This window comes from Aminobacter sp. MDW-2, assembly GCF_014250155.1.
Taxonomy (GTDB): Bacteria; Pseudomonadota; Alphaproteobacteria; order Rhizobiales; family Rhizobiaceae; genus Aminobacter; species Aminobacter ciceronei.
In genome coordinates this window covers 2,431,618-2,453,650 of sequence record NZ_CP060197.1, presented here as the reverse complement: position 1 = coordinate 2,453,650, position 22,033 = coordinate 2,431,618, and the positions used below count along the sequence as shown (strand labels likewise).

Genomic DNA, 22,033 nt, shown 5'->3' with positions numbered 1-22,033 from the left:
AAGCAGTGGAAGAGCGCAAGAAGGACGTGTTTCTGGAGACCACCGCGGAAGCGACAGCGCTCGCGCGTTCGCTGATGCGCAAGGCCCGCCATGGTGCGCTTGCCGTCATCGAGCCGGAAACCGGCTCGCCACTCGCCAGCCGGGTCGGCACCGCAACCGACGTCGACGGCACGCCGCTGATCCTGATCTCAGGCTTATCCGCTCACACCAAGGGCATCGTCGCCAATCCCGTCTGTTCGCTTTTGGTCGGAGAGGTCGGCAAGGGTGATCCCCTCGCCCATCCGCGCATCACGCTGTTCTGCCGGGCGCGCAAGCTGGAACGCGGCACGCCGGAGTACGCCCGCGCCGAACGTCGCTACGTCAACCGCAATCCCAAGGCCAAGCTCTACATCGGCCTCACCGACTTTACCGTCTTTCGGCTGGAACTCGAGCGCGCCAACCTCAATGGCGGCTTCGGCAAGGCCTATCTGTTGAGCCGCGACGACCTGCTGCTCGCCGGCCCCGCGGTGGACGCGATCGCGGCAGCCGAACAGTCGGCTCTCGACCACATGAATTCGGATCACACCGAAGCGACCACGATCTATGCCACCCATTATGGCCGGCTCGACGACAAGGGCTGGGTGCTCAGCGGCTTCGATCCTGAAGGCATGGATCTGGCCGCCGGCGACGAGACCGCACGCGTGCTTTTCCCTGCGTTACTTGCCGAGGCCGCCGATCTCAGGCGAAGCCTTGTGGAAATGGCAAAAGAAGGTCGCGCAGCGAAGTCTTGATTTTTTCAGCGAAAGCTGATTTGTCCTATTTTAGCCAGATTGATCGCTGATTCCATTGATCATCTGGTTTGGTAATCCGTCGTTGTTGCCCCCATGACGCCGGAAAGCATGACTGATACACGGGGTACCCATGAAACCGAAAAAACTGACGGCCAATGCGGAAGCTGCTGCTTCCTTGCTCACACTTATGGGCAATGAAAAGCGGCTGATGATCATGAGCCATCTGCTCGACACGGAAATGTCGGTCGGCGCGATTGCCGAAAAGGTGTCATTGAGCCAATCGGCGCTGTCGCAGCACCTGGCCCGCTTGCGCAACGAGGAATTGGTCGAGACACGTCGCGACCGGCAGATGATCTACTACACCTGCAAGTCCGAAGCCGTGCGCAAGCTGCTCGGCACGCTGGAAGGCATCTTCGAGGACGCCTGATCTTCAGCTGACTAAGCCTTTCCAGGCTCCCATAGCGGACTGCCCTCCGCTATGAAGCTACCATGAACATCATCCGCATCGACAACCCGGCCGACCCGCGCGTGGCCCCCTATCTCGACATCCGCGAGCGCGATCTGGTCGGTCGCGAAGGGCGCTTCATCGCCGAGGGCAAGGTCGTTCTCAACGTGCTGTTTGCAGCGCGGCGCTTCGACGCGGATTCGGTGCTGGTGCTCGAAAACCGCCTTGCCGGCATGAGCCAGACCCTCGCCCTTGCTCCCGAAGCCATGCCGGTCTACGTCGCCTCGGGCGCCGTCATGGACGCCATTGCAGGCTTCCACATGCATCGCGGCATCCTGGCCATCGGCCGCAAGGGAGCGACGGCTTCAGTCGACGACGTGCTTGCCGCCCTGCCCGAACGCGCGCTGGTGGCGGTGCCGGTGGGGATCTCCAACCACGACAATATCGGCTCGATCTTCCGCAACGCGGCAGCCTTTGGTGCCGACGCGGTGCTGCTCGACCAGACCTGCTGCGACCCGCTCTACCGCAAGGCAATCAGGGTCTCAGTCGGTGCAGCGCTCAAGGTGCCGTTCGCCATAGGCGGCACGGCCGGCGAGCTTGCCGACGCACTTACCCGCCACAGCTTCGAACAGCTGGCGCTGTCGCCCGCGGGCGAGGCCGACATCAGGGACATCAGGCGCCCCGCCCGGCTGGCGCTGTACCTCGGCACCGAAGGCGAAGGTTTGCCCGAGCCGCTGCTGAGAAGACTGACGACGGCAAAGATCCGGATGGCGCCTGGTTTCGACAGCCTGAATGTCGCGGCCGCATCGGCGATCGCGCTGCATCACTTCACCGAAGCATCAGAATAGGCCTATTCGGCGGGGACAGGTTTCTGCAGCGCCCGGACGCGATCGGCAAGGCTGATCACGGCTGGCGCATCGACGGGCGTACGGGCCTCACCGGATTCGGCAAGCGCCTTGGCAATCGGCGAGTCAGCGCCCTCAAGCCGAGCGGTAAGCGCCACGACTTCGGCGGCCAGTTCGTGCATCTGCTCGCGCAGCTGCGAATCCTCGCTTGGCGACGACTTGGTGCGTCCGGCTTTCGACAACTCACCCTTCAGTCGCTTGTTCTCGCGCGTCAGCGTGGTCAGCCGCCCTTCCAGACGCTCCCGCTCCATCGCCTGCGCCGTGCCATTGACCGCTGCCGTTTCCGGCGCGGCCTGCGGGCCCTTCAGCTGCTCGCGCACGCGGGCGAGTTCAGTTTCGCGCAACCGGCCGAGCTCCGCCTCGCGCCGCTCCAGCTTGTCGTCGCGGTCACTGAGTGAAGACACCATCTGCTGCAACCTCTTGTCCAGTTCGACAGCGCGCTTGGTTTCCGCCAGGAGCGCCTCGCGCACGGCCTTGTTGTCAGCTTCGAGTTCGACGACACGCTTGTCGGCGTCCTTGCGCTGGCTGCGCAGCGCCGACATGTCGTCGGAGAGCTTGCCAATCTCGCTTTCGCGGCTGACCAGCTCGATCTGGCGGTTGCTCGAGGACAGGCTGGCCTCGTCATACAGCCTGCCAATCTCCTCGATCTCCTGTGCCCGCTTCTCCAGCATGCTTTCGGCTTCGACGAGCTGGGCGGCAAGAGCCTTGATCTGTTCGTCGCGCTTGGCGATGTCCTCTCTCAGGCTGCCGCGCGCGGCTTCCAGTTCGCCGACGGTGCGATCCTTGTCGGCATGGTCGGTGACGTGGGCCTTTTGCGCCTCACGGCTCCGGCTAAGCTCGACGGCCTGCGTCAGGAGCTTTTCCTGCGACGATTTGAGCTGAACCTCGACTTTGCGCAGCGCCATGGCGTGCTCGGCGCGCAGACTGTCCTTGTCGGCGCGGATTTCATCGAGGGTCATCGGAAGCTTGGCTTCGACCCGCTGGCGGGTGACCGAAACGGCACGCCGCCAGACCGACGGCGCAATCAGCAGCACCACAAAGCCGGCGGTCAGGAAGCCAAGAACGAAAAAGAGGATCGACTGGACCAAGGCACTTTACCCGTTACGGATACGCGCGAGTTTGCCATGTTCCCATGGCAGGAATCCAGCACCGCCGCAACAAAATGGCGCCCAATCGACCCGTTCTTCACACAATCAGAACGGATTCCAGGTCGGCTGCTGGGTCAACTTCAGGTAGCCAAGATTGACGCCCAGTCGCGCGCCGACACCGGTACGCACGGGCACGAGCAAAATGTTGCCGCGCTTGAGGACGTTGAAGCCAACGCCGGCAACGACATAGGCCGAACCCGCGACGCCGCCATAACGGTCATAGAGGTTGTTCACGTCGTCCAGGTTGTAGACCAGGATCATCGTGCGCGAGCCCTGCCCGCCGAAATCCCAGCCCAGCGACGGCCCCTGCCAGAACACCTTATGGTCGCCGGCATTCTTGGTGTAGAGCGTGCCCTCGCCATAGGTCAGGCCGCCGACAAAGGCACCCGATCCCTCTTCGCCAAGCACGTAGCCGTTCGGCAGGCCATAGGACGCGAAAACCTTCTCGACCACGCTGGCGAGACCGCCAGACGTCGAGCCAAAGAAGCGATGGCCGGAATCAAGGATCTCCTGCGAGGTATATTGCTGCGCGCGAGACGCAGATGTCGAAAATGCCAGAACGCCGACAAGGACGAACATCGCGGCAACAAGCCGGGCAAAAGTCCGGCCATAGAATCGGGAAATCATGCTTCCAAATCTCCGTCAGGGAGCACACTTTCTCGACGCCCCGGACCCGCTGCTACTCTTGATGGCGGCTGGCTGGTCCAACTTCGGCAAACTATGCCGTAATCCTTTTTCAACCATTAAACTGACCTACGAAGATGGCGGATCGAAGGCACGACCGGGCGTTAAAAAGCCCGGAGTTGCGCAGAAAAGCCACCATTTCGCGCAAGCGTTATCGGCTGTTTCTTGCCGCATGAGGCGGCGCTGTGTAACCAAGAGTACTGTAAGGCCAGCCCTGATTCGTACTGTCGGGCTTCGTGGCCGCCAGATCGTGGTTCAAGTCATTTTTTGCCCGAGGGATGCCGTTCATGGCCGAGTTGTTGACGCTTTCCGCCCCTGACCTCGCAGCGCTGCTGTGCAGCCGCGTCTGCCACGACATCATCTCGCCGGTCGGCGCCATCAACAATGGCCTCGAACTGCTCGACGAGGGCGGCGCCGACGAGGACGCGATGCGCCTCATCCGTACCAGCGCCCGCAACGCGTCGGCGCGGCTGCAGTTCGCCCGCATCGCCTTTGGTGCTGCTGGCTCGGCCGGCATGCTGATCGACACCGGCGACGCGGAATCGGTTGCGACCGCCTTCCTCAAGAACGAGAAGCCGGAACTGACCTGGAGTGGCGGGCGCGCACTGCTGCCCAAGAACAAGGTCAAGCTGCTGCTCAACCTTTTGCTCGTCGCCCATGCGGCGATACCGCGCGGCGGCAAGCTCAGCGTGACGCTGGAAGCCGTCGAGACGGCGCCGAAATTCATCCTGTCGGCCAGCGGCCCGATGTTGCGTGTGCCGCCAAAATTCCTCGAGCTGCACTCCGGCCACAAGCCTGACGAGCCGATCGACGCCCATTCGGTGCAGCCCTACTACACGCTGCTGCTGGCGCGCGAAGCCGGCATGACGATCTCGATCCACGCCACGCCGGAAGAGATCCTGCTCACTGCCGAGTAATCGGCACGACGTTTCAGTATTGTCGTCATCGCCTGGTGGCAACGGTCTCGTGACAGCGTGCGCGCGCTTGGGCGCGACCGCACGCGCCGAAGTTTCCAAGAATTTTACCATTCGGGTTTTCGGCTTCTTTACGCCGCCCAGCTAAGGTCACGTTGCATCCGGCGCGACTGACGCGTCCGGCTCCCGCAAAAAGGACCGGGATATGAAGCGTTGCCTGTTCGTCGATGATTCGAGCGTCATCCGCAAAGTCGCCAAACGCATCCTCAACAGCTCCGAGATGGTCGTCGTCGAGGCGGCATCCGGCGCCGAGGGGCTGGATATGTGCGCCTACGACATGCCCGACATCATCGTCGTCGACGGCGGGCTCGAGGACATGAGCACCACAGACTTCATCCGCCGTGTCCGCGCCATCGAAGGCCGTGTCAAGCCGCAGATCGCCATCTGCCTGACTGAGGTCGACATCGGCGCCATCATGCGCGCCAAGCGTGCCGGCGCGCAGGGCTATCTTCTGAAGCCGTTCACCAGGCCGCAACTGCTCGATCGCTTTCGCGCCTTCGACGTCGCAGCCTGATTTCGCTCCTGGCACGACAGACACCTAGCGAGAAACTGTGCCCAGAAAAAAGAAAACCCGGCACGAAGGCCGGGTTTTGACTGAAGTATCCAGAATAAATCAGGCAATTTCGCGAAGTTCTTCCGGCTCACGCAGCACATAGCCGCGGCCCCAGACAGTTTCGATGAAGTTCTGGCCACCGGATGCAGCGTCGAGCTTCTTGCGTAGCTTGCAAATGAAGACGTCGATGATCTTCAGTTCGGGCTCGTCCATGCCACCATAAAGGTGATTGAGGAACATTTCCTTGGTCAGCGTGGTGCCCTTGCGCAGCGAGAGCAGCTCCAGCATCTGGTATTCCTTGCCGGTCAAGTGCACGCGCTGGCCACCGACTTCGACCGTCTTGGCGTCGAGATTGACGATCAGGTCGCCGGTGATGATGACCGACTGGGCGTGACCCTTCGAACGGCGGACGATGGCGTGAATGCGTGCCACCAGCTCGTCCTTGTGGAACGGCTTGGTCATGTAGTCATCGGCGCCGAAGCCCAGGCCGCGCACCTTGTCCTCGATACCGGCCATGCCGGAGAGGATCAGGATCGGCGTCTTGACCTTGGACAGGCGCAAAGTACGCAGAACCTCGTAACCCGACATGTCGGGCAGGTTCAGGTCGAGAAGGATGATGTCGTAGTCATAAAGCTTGCCGAGATCGACGCCTTCTTCGCCGAGATCGGTCGTGTAGACGTTGAAGCTTTCCGATTTGAGCATCAGTTCGATGCTCTGTGCGGTTGCACTGTCGTCTTCTATCAGCAGAACGCGCATTCAAATCCCCTTTTCTGCTGCCGGAACGTCTTCTCGGTCTAATCCATACCGGCCCAGTGCTACTGAATCGGAGGCTGCCATCGAATGGTTAACAAAACCTAATTTCGTATGGAAGACCATATCAGAAATTTTAACCGGCGCATACACCCTCTTGAATCCAATCATGAATCACACGGTCAACATCTTAACGCGCTGCATTAACAAGGTTGCCTAAGCGACTCCGGACACGACCCGATCACATTCACGGCGAAAACCAGAATCTTTACCGGGCTTTAAGTCTCGATGGGTATGATTAACGATGCCCGTAAACGAATGGTTACCGACGGACAAAAACTTTAAAAGTTTGTTTTCCATAGTCGGGAGTTCAGAACCGGTTCCGGCGCGGCACGGTCCATTTGGGCCGAAGTAGGCGAGTAGAAGTGCGTTTTTCGGTGTTCGGGAGTATCGGGTCATGAAGTCACGTGAGAACCTGGTCAGGCTCAAGCAGTTTCAGGTGAACGAAAAGCGCCGCCAGCTGATGCAGCTTGATTCGATGATCGCCGAGTTCGACCGCATGGCCAGCGAGCTCGAACTGCAGATCGTCGCCGAGGAAAAGAAGGCGGGGATCACCGATCTCAATCATTTCGCCTATCCGACCTTCGCCAAGGCCGCGCGGCAACGACGTGACAACCTGAAAAACTCCCAGCATGACCTGGCGCAACAGCGCGCCGCTGCCGAATCCTTACTCGCCGAAGCTGAAGCGGAGCTGTCCAAGGCGGAGGCTCTGGAGTCGCGCGATCGCAACACCCGCGACGTCGACGGCACCGGTCGCAGCGCGATGATCGGCTAAAAAGTCAATTTCTCCCGCACTTTGCCGCTGCTCGCGCGGCAGCGAGCCGTTTGGCGCCTCGAGCCATCCGCTCGGCCCAAGGCCCCCGCTAGGTCCTGAGTTCGGCCGGCTCTCCTTCGGCAGCCAATGATTGGGCACGCGAATCACGAATTTCGGGCGCATGGCGCTCCGCCCAGACACGGATCTGGTTGAGCAGATCGGCGAGGTTACGGCCGAGATCGGTCAGCTCGTACTCGACGCGCGGCGGTATGACCGGGAAGATCTCGCGCCGCACCAGCCCGTCGCGCTCCAGAATACGCAGTGTCTGCGTCAGCATCTTGGGCGTGATGCCCTCTACCTTGCGCTGCAGCTCGCCATAGCGCCGCCGGCCCGGCTTCAAGGCACCGACGACCAGATAGACCCATTTACTCGCCAGCATCTCGAGCACGGTGTGCGACATGCATTCGCGTCGGAAGGCGTCATAGCCGAACGGCGTGTCGGGGGCGCAATCACTATCCATGGGGTACCTATGTATCATTGAGGTACATTCTAGACAAGCGAGTGATACTATCCAGATGATAGTGGCACATGCATCCACCCAAGGAGGACATTCTCATGCGTGCCATTACCCAGAACACTGTCGGCGGACCTGAAGTGCTCGAACTCGCCGAACAGCCGACACCACAGCCCAGGCCCGGCGAAGTGCTGATCCGCATCAAGGCTGCCGGCGTCAATCCGGTCGATGCCGCCGTGCGCGGCGGGTTCTACCCCCTTCTTGGCGAGCCGCCCTTCGTGCTCGGCTGGGACCTGTCAGGCACTGTCGAAGCCGTTGGCGCCGGCGCCAACGGCTTTGCAGCAGGCGACGAGGTCTTCGGCATGCCGCGCTTCCCGGCACAGGCCGGCACCTATGCCGAACTGGCGGCAGCACCGGCAAGCGAGATCGTGCACAAGCCCGAGGCGCTCGACCATGTCACGGCAGCCGCCCTCCCCCTCGCCGGCCTGACGGCCTGGCAAGGCCTGGTGACAGCAGGCAAGCTCAAGACCAACGACCGTGTCCTGATCCAGGCGGCCGCCGGCGGCGTCGGCCACCTGGCCGTACAGATCGCCAAGGCGCGGGGCGCTTATGTCATTGCCACCGCGAGCCCCGGCAAGGTCGATTTCGTCCGCTCCCTCGGTGCCGACGAGGTGATCGACTACACCTCGGACGATTTCGTCGCCAAAGCCGGCCCGGTCGATCTCGTCTTTGAGGCGCTCGGCGGCGATCATCCTGAGAAGTCGCTGAAAGCGCTGAAGGACGGCGGCACGCTCGTCGTGCTGCTCGGCCTCAGCGACAAGGCCGCAGCAGAGGCTGCATCACGTGGCATCAGGGTCGAACGCATCTCGGTCCGGCCGGATGGCGATGGCCTGAAGGAACTGGCGAAACTGACGGAAACCGGCAAACTCAAGGTCCATGTCGCCAGGAGCTTCCCGCTCGACCAGGCCGGTGCCGCGCATGCCTTCCTGGCGACCAGACCCAAGGGCAAAGTCGTGCTGGCGCTCTGAGAGCCACGCTCGAAATTCTGCAGCAACGGGCCGGGCGGCGCACATGCTGCCCGGCTTCTCCATCATCCGGACTTTCGCTATAGCTTGCCGATGCGCACGCTTTTGCCATTGATCCTGTTTGCAGCTTCGATCTGCTTCGCGCTCGGCATCGTGTTGCCGCTGATTCATGTCGATCGACTGTATTTCTTCGCCGATGAACCTTCGTTGATCGGCATGATCGCAGCATTGTGGCGTGGTGGCGATTGGCTGCTGGCGATTGTCGTCGCCATGTTTTCGGTGGTCTTTCCCGCGATGAAGCTCGGCCTGCTGCACAATGCGGCCTATGGCCAGGCAGCCGGCGCCGTCAGCATTCCCGGCTGGTTTCGGGCCCTGTCCAACTGGTCGATGCTCGACGTCATCCTCGTCGCGCTGGTGGTCTTCGCCGCCAAGACATCAGGCCTCGCCACGGCCTTCACCAAACCTGGTCTGTGGTTCTTCGCGGCATCGGTGATGCTGACTGCAACCGCTTCAGCCGTCATAAAGAGGAAGCCACGGGACAGCGCACAGGCAGCTCATTGAGGCAATGCGTTTCAGGTAGCAATTCGGGGAAAGCTCAGCCCGAAAGCAAAAAGGGTGCGGCAAGCCGCACCCTTTTCTGTTGGTTGGCCGCAACGGCCGGTGTCAGTGGCGGTATTGCTGGATGCGCGTGGTGCGCAGGCCGGCAAGGCCGTATTCGTCAATGGAAGCCTGCCAGGACAGGAACTCCTCGGTCGTCAACTTGTAGCGTTGGCACGCTTCGTCAAGACTGAGCAGTCCTCCCCTGACCGCGGCGACCACTTCCGCCTTGCGGCGGATAACCCACCGGCGCGTGTTGGTCGGGGGCAGATCGGCAATCGTAAGCGGGCTGCCGTCCGGCCCGATAACATATTTGACACGCGGTCTAACCAGATCGGTCATCGTACTCTCTACTAAAAACTCAAAGACCCAATCACCTGTCACACTAGCGCCACAGCTTTAAAAATTGCCTAAGCGTACACTAAGAGCTAAGTAACGAACGTGAACAGAACGTTAGACTCTCAATCCGCAATTTAACCACCTGCCCAGTTGGCTGGTTTCTCGCCGAAAAAGGTGGGCCAGCGCGCTCCGGGTGGCACTGCGATGAGGCTTGACCTATATTGCAGCCATTGGCATGCAGCCGACCTATAGACAGCGGAACGCAATCCCGATGAACAGCCTGGACCTGCCCGGACGCCCCGAAGACACCCGCGTGGTTGTTGCCATGTCGGGCGGTGTCGATTCTTCAGTCGTGGCCGGCCTGCTGAAACAGGAAGGCTATGACGTCGTCGGCGTCACGCTGCAGCTCTACGACCATGGTGCCGCAACCCACCGCGCTGGCTCCTGCTGCGCCGGTCAGGACATCGCCGACGCTCGCCGCGTCTCCGAGACGCTCGGCATTCCACATTACGTGCTCGACTATGAAGAGCGCTTCCGCAAGGCCGTCATCGACCCCTTCGCCGAAAGCTATGTCGCGGGCGAGACGCCGATCCCCTGCGTTTCGTGCAACCAGACGGTCAAGTTCGCCGACCTGCTCGCCACCGCGCGCGAGCTCGGCGCCGATGCGCTCGCCACCGGCCACTACATCCGCTCCAAGCAGAACGGTGCCCACCGCTCCCTGTACCGCCCCGTCGACGCCGATCGCGACCAGAGCTATTTCCTGTTCGCCACCACCCAGGAGCAGATCGACTATCTGCGTTTTCCCCTTGGCGGCATGTCCAAGCCAGACGTGCGCGCCGCTGCCGAGCGCATGGGCCTGACGGTTGCCGCCAAGCAGGACAGCCAGGACATCTGCTTTGTGCCGCAGGGCAAATATTCCGACATCATCGCCAAGCTCAGACCTTCGGCCGCCAATCCCGGCGACATCGTCCATATCGACGGCCGTGTGCTTGGCCGCCATGAAGGCATCCTGCGCTATACCATCGGCCAGCGCCGCGGCATCGGCATCGCCTCGGGCGAGCCGCTCTACGTCGTCCATATCGACGCCGAGCGCGCGCGTGTCGTCGTCGGCCCGCGCGAGGCGCTGGAGACGCACAAGATCTTCCTGCGCGGCATGAATTGGCTCGGCGATGACGCCCTGTCGGCGGTGCCGGCCAGCGGCCTCGAGCTTTATGCCAAGGTGCGTTCGTCGCGTCCGCCCCGCCCCGTCGTGCTGCATCACAAGGACGGCACCACCTGGGTCGAACTCGTCGATGGCGAGTCGGGCATAGCACCGGGTCAGGCCTGCGTGCTCTATTCCGATGAAGGCAACGAAGCCCGCGTCTTCGGCGGCGGCTTCATCGAGCGTTCCGAGCGCCACGCCGACGCCGAGGCGATGCTGTCGCGGCTGGCGGCAACGCCGGGGTCGATCGCGGCAGAATAACCGCCACTTCGATGCTGGAAGCGGCCAAGCGCTGGGCCCGACTTCTGAAGCGCGACGTCGTGGCGCTGTACCTGGCAGCGCGCAGCCCGCTGACGCCGTGGCTTGCCCGCGTGGCTGCTGCCTGCGTCGCAGCCTACGCGCTGAGCCCCATCGACCTCATTCCCGATTTTGTACCGGTGCTCGGTTATCTCGATGACCTGCTGATCGTGCCCCTGGGCATCTGGGTGGTGATCCGCATGATCCCGGCCGAGCTGATGGCAGGCTTCCGCGCCCAGGCGGCCGAAATCACAGCCAAGCCGCGCAGCATGGCTGGTCTGGTGTTCATCATTGCTGTGTGGCTGGCCGTCCTGGCTCTCGCGGGATGGTGGGTGCTGCGAAGGGAGTAAGGGAGTAAGGGAGTAAGGGAGTAAGGGAGTAAGGGAGTAAGGGAGTAAGGGAGTAAGGGACGGAGCAGACGTCGCCAACGGCGGGCAAGCCCTTTTTCCCCTACTCCCTTACTCCCTTATTCCCCTATCCTCAGTCGTGCGTGACAGTACCTGCCGTGAGAATCCTGAGCACGCCGAGCGCTTCCTCGGCACCGGTGCGCGGCTCTTGGCGCGTCTGGATGCAGTGGATGAAGTGCTCGAGCTCGCGCGTCAGCGGCATGGCGTTCTCGATCGGAATGTAGGTCGGCTCGTTCATCGTCGACGTCCACTGCCCCTCGTCCTGCCAAACGGCGTGGCGATAGAGCGCCAGTTTGCGCTCCTGCGGCTCGACGTCGTCGAACACCGCCATGCCCTTGGTGCCGACGACGGTCAGCCGCCGCTCGCGGTAAGGGTTGAGCCGCGAGGCGAACAGGTGCCCGCGCAGGCCGTTGGGGAAGCGCATGTGCAGATGGGCGAAATCGCTGAGGTGGTTGAGCACGGCAGCCCCCTCGCCGCGCACCTCGATCGGCGCCGTGCCGGTGATCGCCAGGATCATCGACAGGTCGTGAGGGGCCAGATCCCACAACGCGTCGTTCTCGGCGTGGAATTTGCCAAGGCCGAGGCGGTGCGAATGGATGTAGCCGACATCGCCGAGCTCGCCCTTGTCGACAAGCGCCTTGAGCCCTTCGAAGGCCGGGTGAAAACGCAGCACGTGGCCAGTCATGAAGACGCGGCCATTGTCGCGCGCGGCCTTCACGGCGCGCTCGGCATCAGGCACGGTTAGCGCGATCGGCTTTTCGACCAGCACGTCCTTGCCGGCCGAGACGGCACGCACGGCAAAGTCGGCGTGGAACTGCGGCGGCAACGCCATGACGATCGCATCAACATCGTCGCGGGCGAACAATTCGTCTGGGGTCAGCGCGATGCAGCCATGTTCGCCGGCAAAGCGTTCGGCCCGCGCCGAATCGACGTCGGAAACGGCATGGAGGGCGCCAAGCGACTTCAGGGTGCGGATGTGGTTACCGCCCCAATAGCCGCATCCAAGGACTGCAATACGCGGTTTCATCAGGCTCTTTCCAAGGAGAATTACGCCGGCAGACATAGTCCCGGCACCTCGCCAACTCAACCCCGCGTGTTGCGCCATAAGCGCCCGGCGCGTCCGCGAAGGCGGTGGAATGGCGCTTTCCGCGAGCTGCCCAAGGGTCAGCCGATGCGTCAGACATTTATCCTGAAACGCCCGATCTCACTGCTTGACAGGCTCGCCATCGAGACATTATATCCGCCCAACCTTGGCGAACGCATCGACGCCTGCCTCTCACAGAGACAGTGATTTCGGGCCTTCTCCAACCCTGGCGGGATAGCTCAGTTGGTTAGAGCACGGGAATCATAATCCTGGGGTCGGTGGTTCGAATCCACTTCCCGCTACCACTTCCTCACCTCAAGACAGCATGCAGCCGGCGTAGCAGATGCCGCTTTCGGGGTTCGTCCCCACGAGCGCTCGTCGTTGTTGAGGCATTTTGCTGCCTGCCAGACGCGCCTCATTGACGCGCGGCGCCGGGAAGCTCGGCGCCGCAGAGATGGATGTTGGACGCTCGATCAGGCGGCGCGGGCCTGACCGATGACCTGGGCCTTGTCGGCCAGCGCCTTGGTCGCATCGACGGTTTCCTGAGCGGCGTACCAGTAGCGTTGCTTGAGCTCGATATTGAACAGCACGCCCTCCGGGAAGCTGCATTCGGCCATCAGCGTTTCCCAGGGGATGTCGCCCCAACCGACCGGCAGGTGCAGGTCGCCATGGCCGTAGGCGAGGCGCTCACCCTCGGTAAACATCCAGATGTCGTCCTGGCGGCCGAAGCTGTCATGCATGTGGAGATGGCGGGCATACGGCGCCAGCGCCTTGATCTCCCCGACGAAATCATCGCGGCGGCCGTCGAAGTCGAGCTTGAGATAGGCGTGGCTGAAGTCGAGGGTCGCGACGACATTGGGGTGGGCGATGGCCTCCAGTTCGCGGGCGAGGCGCGACGGCGACGAAGCATGGATCTTGCCGTCATAGCCTGCAAACAGCGTCTCGACGCAGAGAAAAAGGCCGTGCTGGCGGGCTATCTCGCCAGCCTTGGCCAGCCATTCGCGCTGGCGGCCATAGGCGGCCTCGATGCCATGGCCCTGCTGCAGCGGTGTCAGGCCGGAGTGCATGACATAGTTTTCGGCGCCGACCTCAGCCGCTATTTCAAGCGAGGCCTCGAGCACCTCGAGGTGGCGCGGCAAGCGAAATGCCTCGTCCATGAAGTTGATCGCCAGCGGGCCATGTACCGAGAAGCCGACGTCGCGGCCGGCAGTGGCGCGCTTCAGCGCCTCGAGCTGCGGCCTGCGGATCCTGCCACCGACCACGAGGTCCATGTCATATGTGGGCAGCTCGATCGACTCGACGCCCAAGGCTTCAATCATGTCGAGCTCGTCGCTGAAGTCGGAAAGGTCGTCGGCGCGCTTGTGCGCTGAAATGCCGGTGCCGGCGGTGCCATTGGCAAGCATGGTCTGTTCCTCGTCTTGGAGAATGGCGGGGCATCGCCCCTCGGGTGAAAACCGTGGGCAGACTGGCCCGGCTACGTGTCAGCCGTTTTGCGTGAGCGTGACGCTTTGCTGACAGTGCACGGGCGCCATCGGCCATGGACATTGGCCGGCAAATGTCATTGAATCGTCATCGCAACGTCATGAACGGGTACCGCGATACGACGCTTCCTGCAGGTGCTGTTGATGCTGTCGGCCGCGTTTCCGCCGATGTCGGCCGCTCTCGCGGGCGAGCTCAGTTCGGGCGAAATCCGCAGCGAACTCGTCGGCCGTTCGATCTCGTGGTGGGAACAGGGCGGCTGGTTCAGTGGACAGATGATGCTTTTGCCCGACGGCCGCGCCGAGATCAGCATCGATGCGCCGAAGCGGGCCGGCGATAGCGGCCGCTGGATGGTGCGCGGCGACCAGCTCTGTACCGTCTGGGGCGATTTCCGCTCCGGCCAGGAGAAATGCTACTCGCTCCAGCGCGGCGCGGCCGGCCGCTTCGAGACCAGCGGCGGCAACGTCTTCGAAGTCAGGGAAGCCGGCGTCTGACAGACTGCGTTCTTGGATGAGAGCAGCTGCGCGGCCGCCATTCCACGCTGTCGTTGATTGTCGTCATTCTGTCACCGGATCAAGACGTGCCTGTCATCCCGTCAGGGTACGGGCTGCAGCGAGCATTGTGCTCGCACCAGCTTCCTGAGGGAGACGACGGATGAAACGACTGTTCCTGCTTGCAACTGCGGCAAGCGCCATTGCGACGGCCGCCGGTGCGGCCGAGCGCACCAAATTCGATTTCTGGTACGGCCTGACCGGCGACCTCGGTGAGGTCGTAGCCAAGCACTGCCAGCTGTTCAATGAATCGCAGGACAAGTACGAGGCGGTCTGCACCGGTCAGGGCGGCTACGACAAGGCCGAGCAGAACACGATCGCCGCTTATCGCGCCAAGCAGCAGCCGACGATCGTCCAGATCTATGACGCCGGTACCGTCAACTTCATGCTGTCGGGCGCCATCTATCCGGCCAATAAGTTTACCGAGGAGCACAAGCTCGACATCGACTGGAAGGGCTATTTCCCCGGCATCGCCAACTATTATGCCACCTCCGGCGGCGACATGTGGTCGTTCCCCTACAATTCGTCGACGGCCGTGTTCTACTGGAACAAGGATGCCTGGGCGAAGATCAACAAGACCAGCGCCCCCCAGACCTGGGCCGAGCTCGGCGAGGACCTCAAGGCCATGAAGGCCGCCGGTGTCGAGTGTGGCTTCGCCTTCGACTTCGACACCTGGATGAACCTCGAGCAGTTCTCCGCCACCAACAACCTCCCCGTTGCCTCGATGGACAACGGTTACGGCGGCCTCGGCGCCGAGCTGGTCTTCAACAAGACCGCCTTCGTCGACCACATGAAGGACTTCAAGATCTGGCTCGACGCCGGCTACGCCAAGATCCAGACCACCCAGGTGGGCAAGAACCTTGTGCAATCCTTCGCCGACGGCAGCTGCGCCTCGACAATCACCTCGATCGCCAACCACGGCACGGTCAAGAACACCCAGGTCGCCGGTCTCAACTGGGACGTGGCGATGCTGCCGGTGATCGACACCACCAAGCGCACCAACTCGCTGGTCGGCGGCGCCTCGCTGTGGCTGATGCAGGGCAAGACGGATAAGGAATACGAAGCTGCCGCCGCATTCCTGAAATATGTGACGGCTGCCGACACCGGCGAGAAGTACATCGCCGAGAACACCGGCTACATCCCTGTTACCACCAAGGGATTCGACCTGCTCAAGCAGGAAGGCTTCTACAGCGACCCCAAGCATACCGGCCGTGAGGTCGCCATCGCCTCGCTGACCGCTTCCGACGTCGGCCCGCTGTCGCGCGGCATTCGCCTCGGCAACTTCACCTCGATCCGCGCCGAAGTCCGCGCCGAACTCGAGGCCGCCTTCACCGGCCAGAAGGACATGCAGACGGCCATCGACGCGGCCGTCGAACGCGGCAACCAGATCCTGCGCCGCTACGAGCAGACCTACAAGGGCGCTGCCCTGCCCTGATCCTCAGGCTCGGGACCAGTCGGGCGCCGCTCTCCGCGGCGCCCATTTTTCAGCATAGCGGACCGGGAGACGTTGCTTGGAAAAGCGCGCCACTTTCTCCAACCTGTGGCTGGCGGCAGCCTTCATCGCGCCGCAGATGCTGCTCATCTTCGTCTTCTTCTACTGGCCTTCGGGCGAGGCGCTCTACTGGGCGGTCACACTCGAGCCGCCATTCGGCGGCAGCAACGACTGGGTCGGCCTGCTCAATTTCCAGACCGTCTTCGCCGATCCCAAATATTGGAGCTCGGTGCGGATATCGCTCGCCTTTGCCGGCATAGCCACCGCGCTGTCGTTGGTCATCGCCGTTATCCTCGCGCTGTTCGTCGACAGACGGTTGCCCGGACACCAGGTCTACAAGTTCACCTTCTTCCTGCCCTACGCGCTGGCAGCACCCGCCGTCGGCCTTGCCTTCCGCTTCATCTTCTCGCCGGATGCGGGCTTCGTCTCGGCCATCAACCGGGTCTTTCCCGACATCTGGAATCCGGCGCTCGATGGCTATGACGCCTTTGCCCTGATTGTCTTTGCCCAGAGCTGGAAGATGGTCGGCTACAACTTCATTTTCTTCCTGGCCGCACTCCAGTCGATACCGCGCTCGGTGATCGAGGCTTGCGCCATGGACGGCGCCGGCGTGATGCGCCGTATGCGCGACGTGCAATTGCCGCTGATCGCGCCGACGCTGTTCTTCCTGATCGTCATCAACATCACCGACAGCTTCGTCGACAGCTTCGGCATCGTCGACATCACCACCGGCGGCGGCCCGGCCCGCGCGACCGACCTGATGGTCTACAAGATCTATGCCGACGGCTTTCAGGGCAAGGACTACTCGCTCGCTGCCGCCCAGTCGATCGTGCTGATGCTGCTGGTCATCGCCCTCACAGTCATCCAGTTCCGCTACGTCGAGCGGCGCATCCACTACAGCTGACCGGAGCGCCAACCGTGATCGAACGTACTCCCATCCTCGACTTCGCCACCCACGCGCTGCTGATCTTCAGCCTGGTCGCACTGCTGATCCCGCTGTGGATCGTGTTCGTGGCGGCGAGCCACGACTTTCACACCGTCAACCAGGTGCCGATGCCGCTCTGGCCCGGCGGCCACCTGTTCGAGAATCTGTCCGCCGCCTGGGAGCGGGGTAACTTCGACCGGGTGATGCTGAATTCGCTGATCGTCGCAGGCGGCGTCACCATCGGCAAGATCTCCATCTCGGCGATCTCGGCCTTCTCGATCGTCTACTTCAACTACCGCCTGCGCATGGTTTTCTTCTGGCTGATCTTCATCACACTGATGCTGCCGCTGGAGGTGCGCATCGTGCCGACCTACGCGGTTGCAGCCGATGCGCTGAGGCCGTTCCAGTCGATGCTCGATTTCGTCGGCATCAGCGTCAATCTGCCGGAGTGGAACCTGCTCAACTCCTATTCGGGTCTGATCCTGCCGCTGATTGCCACCGCCACCGGCACGTTCCTCTACCGCCAGTTCTTCCTCACCGTGCCCGACGAGTTGACCGAAGCCGCCAAGATGGACGGCGCAGGCCCGGTACGCTTCTTCTTCGAGGTGCTGTTGCCACTGTCGCGAACCAACATGGCAGCGCTCGCCACCATCATGTTCGTGTGGTCTTGGAACCAATATCTCTGGCCGCTGCTCGTCGTCACCGACCACCAGAACTACGCCACCGCCACCATGCAGTTGCAGAAGGTCGTGCCCGGTCCGTTGTTTGGCGAGCCGCCGGTCTGGAACATCGCCATGGCGGCCAACCTGATCGTCCTGGCCCCGCCGGTGCTGGTGACCATTCTTCTGCAGCGCTGGTTCGTGCGCGGCCTCATCCAGACCGACAAGTAAGGAGACCAGACCATGGCCCAGATCGCCATTCGCGGCGTGCGCAAGACCTACGGCAAGAACGAGGTCGTGCACGGCATCGACCTAGACATCTCCAGCGGAGAGCTGGTCGTCATCCTCGGCCCGTCCGGTTGCGGCAAGTCCACGCTGCTGCGTATGGTCGCCGGACTTGAAGCGATCTCCGACGGGGACATCTCGATCGCGGGCAAGATCGTCAACAAGCTCGAGCCGCGCGAACGCGGCTGCGCCATGGTGTTCCAGAACTACGCGCTCTATCCGCACATGACGGTCGCTGACAACATCGGCTACGCGCTCAAGATCGCCGGTATCTCGAAGACCGACCGCCGCGAGCGTGTGAAGGCGGTGGCGACATCGCTCGGCCTTGGCGAGTTCCTTGACCGCAAGCCGGGCCAGCTGTCCGGTGGCCAGCGCCAGCGCGTGGCCATGGGCCGGGCGATGATCCGCGAACCCAAGGTGTTCCTCTACGACGAACCGCTGTCGAACCTTGACGCGCGGCTGCGCGTGGCGATGCGCGTCGAGATCCGCAAGCTGCACCAGCGCCTGGGCGCAACCACCCTGTTCGTCACCCACGACCAGATCGAGGCGATGACCTTGGCCGACCGCATCGTTGTCATGAACAAGGGCGTCATCGAGCAGGTCGGCGCGCCTGTGGAAATCTACCAGCGCCCGGCGACAACCTATGTCGCCGGCTTCATCGGCACGCCCGGTCTCAACCTGCTGCCCGGCACCATCGATCCGGCCAAGGGCATCATCACGCTCGAGGACGGGCAGGAACTGGCCTATGACCGTGGCCGCTGGCCCGCGGCGGTTCCTGGGCCGATCACCGCCGGCTTCCGCGCCGAGGCAGTGGAACTCGGCTCGGGCGGACTGTCGGGAACCTACGAATTCTCGGAAGAACTCGGCGCCGCCCAACTGGTCCACGGTACGGTGGCGAAGTCGATCGTCATCGCCCACATCGTCGGCAGCAGCCGGCGCAAGGCGGGAGAGCCGCTGTCGTTCCGGGTCGTGCCGCAGCATCTCCAGCTGTTCGACCACCGCAGCGGCCGCCGGTTGAGCGGCGAAAAGAGCCCTGAAGTTTCGCTGGACGCCGCGTCCGACATCGTTGCCGAGCGACCGATGCTGATGCCCGCCTGACAGGTGAGAACGACGAAGCCATTGAGCCCAAGCCATTGGCTTGACTTGTGCCTCTGTGAGGCCGGCCCCGGCCCCCTCTCGCCAGGCCCTTTTTGCTTGGACTTACGGATGCGCGTATCCAACTTCCGCTACCGGTTCCTCACTTTGAGACGGCATGCGGCCGGCGAAGCAGACCTTCCTGCTAGCCCGTCATCTGCTGGATGATCCATTTCCTGAAGGCGATCACGCCTGGGCTTCGCCTTTGTGCCGGCGACGTCACCAGGTGGTACTGCAGGTCCGACGGGATGATCTCGTCGAAGCATTTGACCAGCCGCCCCGCGGCGAGGTCGTCGGCGACAAGCGAGGACCGTACCAACGCCAGCCCAGCATCCTGCCGGCACGCCGCGATCATGTCGGAGAATGTCGGGAAGCTCGGCCCGGCCTGAAAATCGAACGGTCCCTCCACGCCGTCGACAGCAGGAAACTGCCCCTTCCCGTCGTAGATCTGCCCATGCCAGCGCTCCCAATCCAGCACCGTGTGCCGGGCGCCTTCATAGCGCAGCAAGGGTGCCGCGCGCAGTGCCTGGCGACTGGGCAGAGCCCTGGCAACGGCCGGTGACGAGACGGCGAATTCGTAGTCCTCGGTAAGGCGGAAGGCTTCGGTGCCCGGCAGTGTCCCCGCCAGCCAGATCGCAACGCCGATTTTGTCGATGTCGAAGCGGGCGCGCCGGTATTCGATGGTCACGCTGACGTCGATCTCTGGGTGGGCGACGCAGAAGCCGCCGAGCCGCGGCTGCAACCACTGGCTGGCGAATTCCGGTGTCGTCGAGATGCAGAGCTGTTCGCTCCGGAGGCTCGGGCGCGCGTCTCCAGCACCGCCTCCAGCGCCGACAGCGCCGCGACGATATCAGGTATCGCCTTGTCGGCCAGGACTGTCAGCTCGACACCCTTCCTGCTGCGCACGAACAGCGGCGTGCCCAGCCAGGCTTCGAGCTGCGCGATCTGATGGCTGATGGCCGTCTGGGTCAGCCCGAGCTCCTCGCCCGCTTTGGTGAAGCTGCGTGTGCGCGCCACCGCTGCCATGGCGCGGAGCGTCTGCAGCGGCGGCAGGCGGGAGCCCTGTTTCATGAAATTCCTTCATGCCAAGAGTGACGGTACTTCATTGTACCCGACGCATGGCGGCATGCAAATCGTGGAGAGCTATGAAACAGCTGCCGGTCGTTTCTATGAAGAAAATCTCTGATACAGTCAGGCGCGTGTTGCGGCGCTTTCGCCGCCATGGTCGCCCGTCTTCTCTCCCGAGTTACCTCCAGCGCGACATCGGCCAGCCGCACAAGCCTGATCGGCCACGCCATTGGGCCGACTTAACGCCCGACGGCTTGTCCCATCGCATGATCGAGCAGTCTCAATGGGTGATCAGCAGCGGCGAGATCGAGTTCGCGATGGTCTGGAACGCCGCCTTCAGCTCGGCGATGTTCTTGGTCGGGAAGTAGTAGCCCGGACCCGTCGCGCAGGTGCTGTAGAGATCGCGATTGGCCGGGGTGTCGGCACCCAGCACCACCGTGTAGACGACGACATCCTGCTTCTTCAAATCGGCACAAACGGTCTTCGTCGCCTCGTTGACCTTGCTGAGCGCACCGCTACGACTGGTCGAGCCCATGCGCCCCGTGTCGAGGTAACTGTAGGCGCCGTAGTCCGACTTGTTGATGGCTTCCGAAGACGCGCCGAAGACGTTGTTTTCGCCGTCGGTGAAGACGACGACAACCTTGGTGGTATCGGGCGCCTTGAAGGCATCGCCCTCGGTGAACGGCGCGCCCGGCGAAAGCACGCGATACCCCCAGGCGAGGCCCTCGGACACGTTGGTCCCCGAACCGTACCAGAAGTTCATGTTGTCGAGCTCGCCCTTGGTCTTCTTGACCGGATCGCCGCCAATCTTGGCGAGGTCCTCGGTCAACGGGACCACAGGCGTCGCGCAGCCATAATTCGGGCCGTTGGTGTCGTTCGGGGTTTCCTTGAGAATGGAACTGTCCCGAATTGTCTTGTCCCGATACTTGTCCCAGGATTGCTGCTTTGCGCGGTCGGTGTCATTCTTGCCGACCAACTTCTCGTTCAGATAGCTGTTGTTGTATTTGTTGCCATTGTTGCCGGTCTTGACGGCGTCGCCCGGCTCGTCGGGCGCAAAATAGGGCACGAACAAGGTTTCCGGAATGCTCAGGTCGGGCGGCGTGTCGTCAAGCGCATAGCTGCCACTGCGGGCTTCGACACAACCCTTCCATTCACCGGTCGGGCCGCTCTTCCAGTTGTCCTTCAGGTACTTGAAGAGCTTCCAATGGCCAATGCGATTCTTTGGGTCGTAGTTGTTGAAGTTCTTGCCGTTCCACGACTTGTCATCCAGCGGGATGAGCTCCCTGGTATCGATCCACGACTGACTGAAACCCTTGTCGCTCTTGATGTTCACGGCAGTCACGAACGGCACTAGTGCTGCCCGAATCTGGCGCTCAGGCCGGTCGGCCTTGACCTTCTGCAAGGTCCTGATGATCTCCTTGGAGCCCTCGATCAGCGCCGCCATGTTGGCCGCGCCCATCGAGCCGGTGTTGTCGAGCACCAGCGCGACTTCGAGCTTGGAATTCGATTCAAACGCATTGGCCGTGGCGGCGACGGCCGAGCTCTGTCCGAAGATGAAGGAGAAGTTCAACTTGATGTTGGAATCGGCGGTGGCGGTGGTCTTTATTTCGTTGACAGTCTGCTCAACGACGAGCTTGGCCTTGGCGTTGACCAGCGCCGGCTTGTTGGCAACGTTGGCGGCAAAGAAAGCGTCAAAGGTGGCCTGGCGAGTGCCGGTCTGATCGCTCAGTCGCGACGCCGCCAGCACCGCAGAATCGAGCGCGTTCTGCAGGTCCGATCTGGCCTTCATCAGATTGGCGATATCGAGCGCGAAGCCGACGGCGGCCAACAGCACAGGCAGCAAGATCGCGAACATCATCGCGAAATTACCGCTTCTCGACAGCCAGAAGCGTTTGAGCACGACAGCCTCCCCGAAATCCCGCAGAGGCTTTTG

General features: G+C 62.5%; 25 protein-coding genes and 1 tRNA gene. 16 read left to right on the top strand and 10 right to left on the bottom strand.

The annotated features are described in order from the left end of the window. Positions 1–5 precede the first annotated feature (5 nt). The 3 genes from H5P29_RS11935 (at position 6) to H5P29_RS11925 (ending at position 2,063) form a co-directional block, all read left to right on the top strand. Positions 6–770, top strand: a complete 765-nt coding sequence (locus H5P29_RS11935) for a HugZ family protein (protein ID WP_185910341.1) — start codon at positions 6–8, stop codon at positions 768–770. A 130-nt stretch (positions 771–900) separates the two neighbouring features. Continuing rightward, positions 901–1,197: a helix-turn-helix transcriptional regulator gene (locus tag H5P29_RS11930; protein ID WP_109575469.1), complete on the top strand. Its 297-nt coding sequence runs from the start codon at positions 901–903 to the stop codon at positions 1,195–1,197. A 62-nt stretch (positions 1,198–1,259) separates the two neighbouring features. Then, positions 1,260–2,063 carry an RNA methyltransferase gene (locus H5P29_RS11925; RefSeq protein ID WP_154386838.1) on the top strand — a complete coding sequence of 268 codons (804 nt, stop codon included), beginning with the start codon at positions 1,260–1,262 and terminating at the stop codon, positions 2,061–2,063. A gap of 2 nt (positions 2,064–2,065) precedes the next feature. Here the strand turns inward: H5P29_RS11925 and H5P29_RS11920 are convergent, their stop codons facing one another. Together H5P29_RS11920 and H5P29_RS11915 are read right to left on the bottom strand one after the other, a co-directional pair. Further along, on the bottom strand, positions 2,066–3,208 hold the full coding sequence (locus H5P29_RS11920; RefSeq protein WP_154386839.1) for a hypothetical protein: 1,143 nt from the start codon (positions 3,206–3,208) through the stop codon (positions 2,066–2,068). Between the two features lie 105 nt (positions 3,209–3,313). Continuing rightward, entirely contained in the window at positions 3,314–3,895 is a 582-nt protein-coding gene (locus tag H5P29_RS11915; protein ID WP_067959164.1) for a DUF1134 domain-containing protein, read from the bottom strand. A 344-nt stretch (positions 3,896–4,239) separates the two neighbouring features. On the opposite strand from H5P29_RS11915, the gene chpT reads away from it, so the two are divergent. Both chpT and H5P29_RS11905 read left to right on the top strand, forming a co-directional pair. After that, positions 4,240–4,869: a histidine phosphotransferase ChpT gene (gene chpT, locus H5P29_RS11910; protein WP_067966240.1), complete on the top strand. Its 630-nt coding sequence runs from the start codon at positions 4,240–4,242 to the stop codon at positions 4,867–4,869. 202 nt (positions 4,870–5,071) lie between these two features. Then, positions 5,072–5,440, top strand: coding sequence for a response regulator (locus H5P29_RS11905; protein ID WP_067959161.1), 369 nt, complete (start codon positions 5,072–5,074; stop codon positions 5,438–5,440). Between the two features lie 99 nt (positions 5,441–5,539). Here the strand turns inward: H5P29_RS11905 and ctrA are convergent, their stop codons facing one another. Then, positions 5,540–6,235 (bottom strand): response regulator transcription factor CtrA, encoded by a 696-nt coding sequence (gene ctrA / locus H5P29_RS11900; RefSeq protein ID WP_067959158.1) that lies wholly within the window; start codon positions 6,233–6,235, stop codon positions 5,540–5,542. Between the two features lie 451 nt (positions 6,236–6,686). On the opposite strand from ctrA, the gene H5P29_RS11895 reads away from it, so the two are divergent. Next, entirely contained in the window at positions 6,687–7,064 is a 378-nt protein-coding gene (locus H5P29_RS11895) for a flagellar export protein FliJ (RefSeq protein WP_154386840.1), read from the top strand. An 88-nt stretch (positions 7,065–7,152) separates the two neighbouring features. Here H5P29_RS11895 and H5P29_RS11890 read toward each other — a convergent pair whose 3' ends face one another. Continuing rightward, positions 7,153–7,581 (bottom strand): winged helix-turn-helix transcriptional regulator, encoded by a 429-nt coding sequence (locus H5P29_RS11890; RefSeq protein WP_371818633.1) that lies wholly within the window; start codon positions 7,579–7,581, stop codon positions 7,153–7,155. 77 nt (positions 7,582–7,658) lie between these two features. On the opposite strand from H5P29_RS11890, the gene H5P29_RS11885 reads away from it, so the two are divergent. Continuing rightward, entirely contained in the window at positions 7,659–8,585 is a 927-nt protein-coding gene (locus tag H5P29_RS11885; RefSeq protein WP_154386841.1) for an NADP-dependent oxidoreductase, read from the top strand. A 90-nt stretch (positions 8,586–8,675) separates the two neighbouring features. Then, a complete protein-coding gene (locus tag H5P29_RS11880; RefSeq protein ID WP_067959150.1) occupies positions 8,676–9,143 on the top strand; it encodes a paraquat-inducible protein A in 468 nt (155 codons plus the stop codon). 102 nt (positions 9,144–9,245) lie between these two features. On the opposite strand, the gene H5P29_RS11875 is transcribed toward H5P29_RS11880, so the two are convergent. Beyond that, positions 9,246–9,521: a DUF1153 domain-containing protein gene (locus H5P29_RS11875; RefSeq protein ID WP_013529904.1), complete on the bottom strand. Its 276-nt coding sequence runs from the start codon at positions 9,519–9,521 to the stop codon at positions 9,246–9,248. Positions 9,522–9,789: 268 nt separating this feature from the next. Here H5P29_RS11875 and mnmA point away from each other — a divergent pair, with 268 nt between their 5' ends. Together mnmA and H5P29_RS11865 are read left to right on the top strand one after the other, a co-directional pair. Continuing rightward, positions 9,790–10,980 carry a tRNA 2-thiouridine(34) synthase MnmA gene (gene mnmA / locus H5P29_RS11870; protein ID WP_067959147.1) on the top strand — a complete coding sequence of 397 codons (1,191 nt, stop codon included), beginning with the start codon at positions 9,790–9,792 and terminating at the stop codon, positions 10,978–10,980. 11 nt (positions 10,981–10,991) lie between these two features. Beyond that, on the top strand, positions 10,992–11,366 hold the full coding sequence (locus H5P29_RS11865) for a YkvA family protein (RefSeq protein WP_154386842.1): 375 nt from the start codon (positions 10,992–10,994) through the stop codon (positions 11,364–11,366). A gap of 130 nt (positions 11,367–11,496) precedes the next feature. Here H5P29_RS11865 and H5P29_RS11860 read toward each other — a convergent pair whose 3' ends face one another. Continuing rightward, positions 11,497–12,450 (bottom strand): Gfo/Idh/MocA family protein, encoded by a 954-nt coding sequence (locus tag H5P29_RS11860; protein WP_154386843.1) that lies wholly within the window; start codon positions 12,448–12,450, stop codon positions 11,497–11,499. Positions 12,451–12,735: 285 nt separating this feature from the next. Between H5P29_RS11860 and H5P29_RS11855 the strand changes: the two genes are divergently transcribed. Beyond that, positions 12,736–12,812: transfer RNA gene (locus H5P29_RS11855), tRNA-Met, on the top strand. A 168-nt stretch (positions 12,813–12,980) separates the two neighbouring features. Here H5P29_RS11855 and H5P29_RS11850 read toward each other — a convergent pair. Then, positions 12,981–13,910, bottom strand: a complete 930-nt coding sequence (locus H5P29_RS11850) for a sugar phosphate isomerase/epimerase (protein ID WP_154386844.1) — start codon at positions 13,908–13,910, stop codon at positions 12,981–12,983. Between the two features lie 222 nt (positions 13,911–14,132). Between H5P29_RS11850 and H5P29_RS11845 the strand changes: the two genes are divergently transcribed. The 5 genes from H5P29_RS11845 to ugpC all read left to right on the top strand — a co-directional run bounded on the left by H5P29_RS11845 (position 14,133) and on the right by ugpC (position 18,996). Next, positions 14,133–14,480: a hypothetical protein gene (locus tag H5P29_RS11845; RefSeq protein ID WP_154386845.1), complete on the top strand. Its 348-nt coding sequence runs from the start codon at positions 14,133–14,135 to the stop codon at positions 14,478–14,480. Positions 14,481–14,640: 160 nt separating this feature from the next. Continuing rightward, positions 14,641–15,972, top strand: coding sequence for an extracellular solute-binding protein (locus H5P29_RS11840; protein ID WP_182575867.1), 1,332 nt, complete (start codon positions 14,641–14,643; stop codon positions 15,970–15,972). Positions 15,973–16,048: 76 nt separating this feature from the next. Then, a complete protein-coding gene (locus tag H5P29_RS11835) occupies positions 16,049–16,933 on the top strand; it encodes a carbohydrate ABC transporter permease (protein ID WP_067958858.1) in 885 nt (294 codons plus the stop codon). Between the two features lie 14 nt (positions 16,934–16,947). Continuing rightward, positions 16,948–17,844, top strand: coding sequence for a sn-glycerol-3-phosphate ABC transporter permease UgpE (ugpE, locus tag H5P29_RS11830; protein WP_067958855.1), 897 nt, complete (start codon positions 16,948–16,950; stop codon positions 17,842–17,844). Positions 17,845–17,856: 12 nt separating this feature from the next. Then, positions 17,857–18,996 (top strand): sn-glycerol-3-phosphate ABC transporter ATP-binding protein UgpC, encoded by a 1,140-nt coding sequence (ugpC, locus tag H5P29_RS11825; RefSeq protein ID WP_154386846.1) that lies wholly within the window; start codon positions 17,857–17,859, stop codon positions 18,994–18,996. Between the two features lie 181 nt (positions 18,997–19,177). On the opposite strand, the gene H5P29_RS11820 is transcribed toward ugpC, so the two are convergent. From H5P29_RS11820 to H5P29_RS11810, 3 genes are all read right to left on the bottom strand, one after another. Then, on the bottom strand, positions 19,178–19,774 hold the full coding sequence (locus H5P29_RS11820) for a LysR substrate-binding domain-containing protein (RefSeq protein ID WP_246670880.1): 597 nt from the start codon (positions 19,772–19,774) through the stop codon (positions 19,178–19,180). Then, positions 19,717–20,103 (bottom strand): LysR family transcriptional regulator, encoded by a 387-nt coding sequence (locus H5P29_RS11815; protein WP_154386848.1) that lies wholly within the window; start codon positions 20,101–20,103, stop codon positions 19,717–19,719. The genes H5P29_RS11820 and H5P29_RS11815 overlap by 58 nt, the downstream gene beginning before the upstream one ends. Positions 20,104–20,380: 277 nt before the next feature. Continuing rightward, entirely contained in the window at positions 20,381–22,000 is a 1,620-nt protein-coding gene (locus H5P29_RS11810; RefSeq protein WP_246787040.1) for a pilus assembly protein, read from the bottom strand. Between the last annotated feature and the right edge of the window lie 33 nt (positions 22,001–22,033).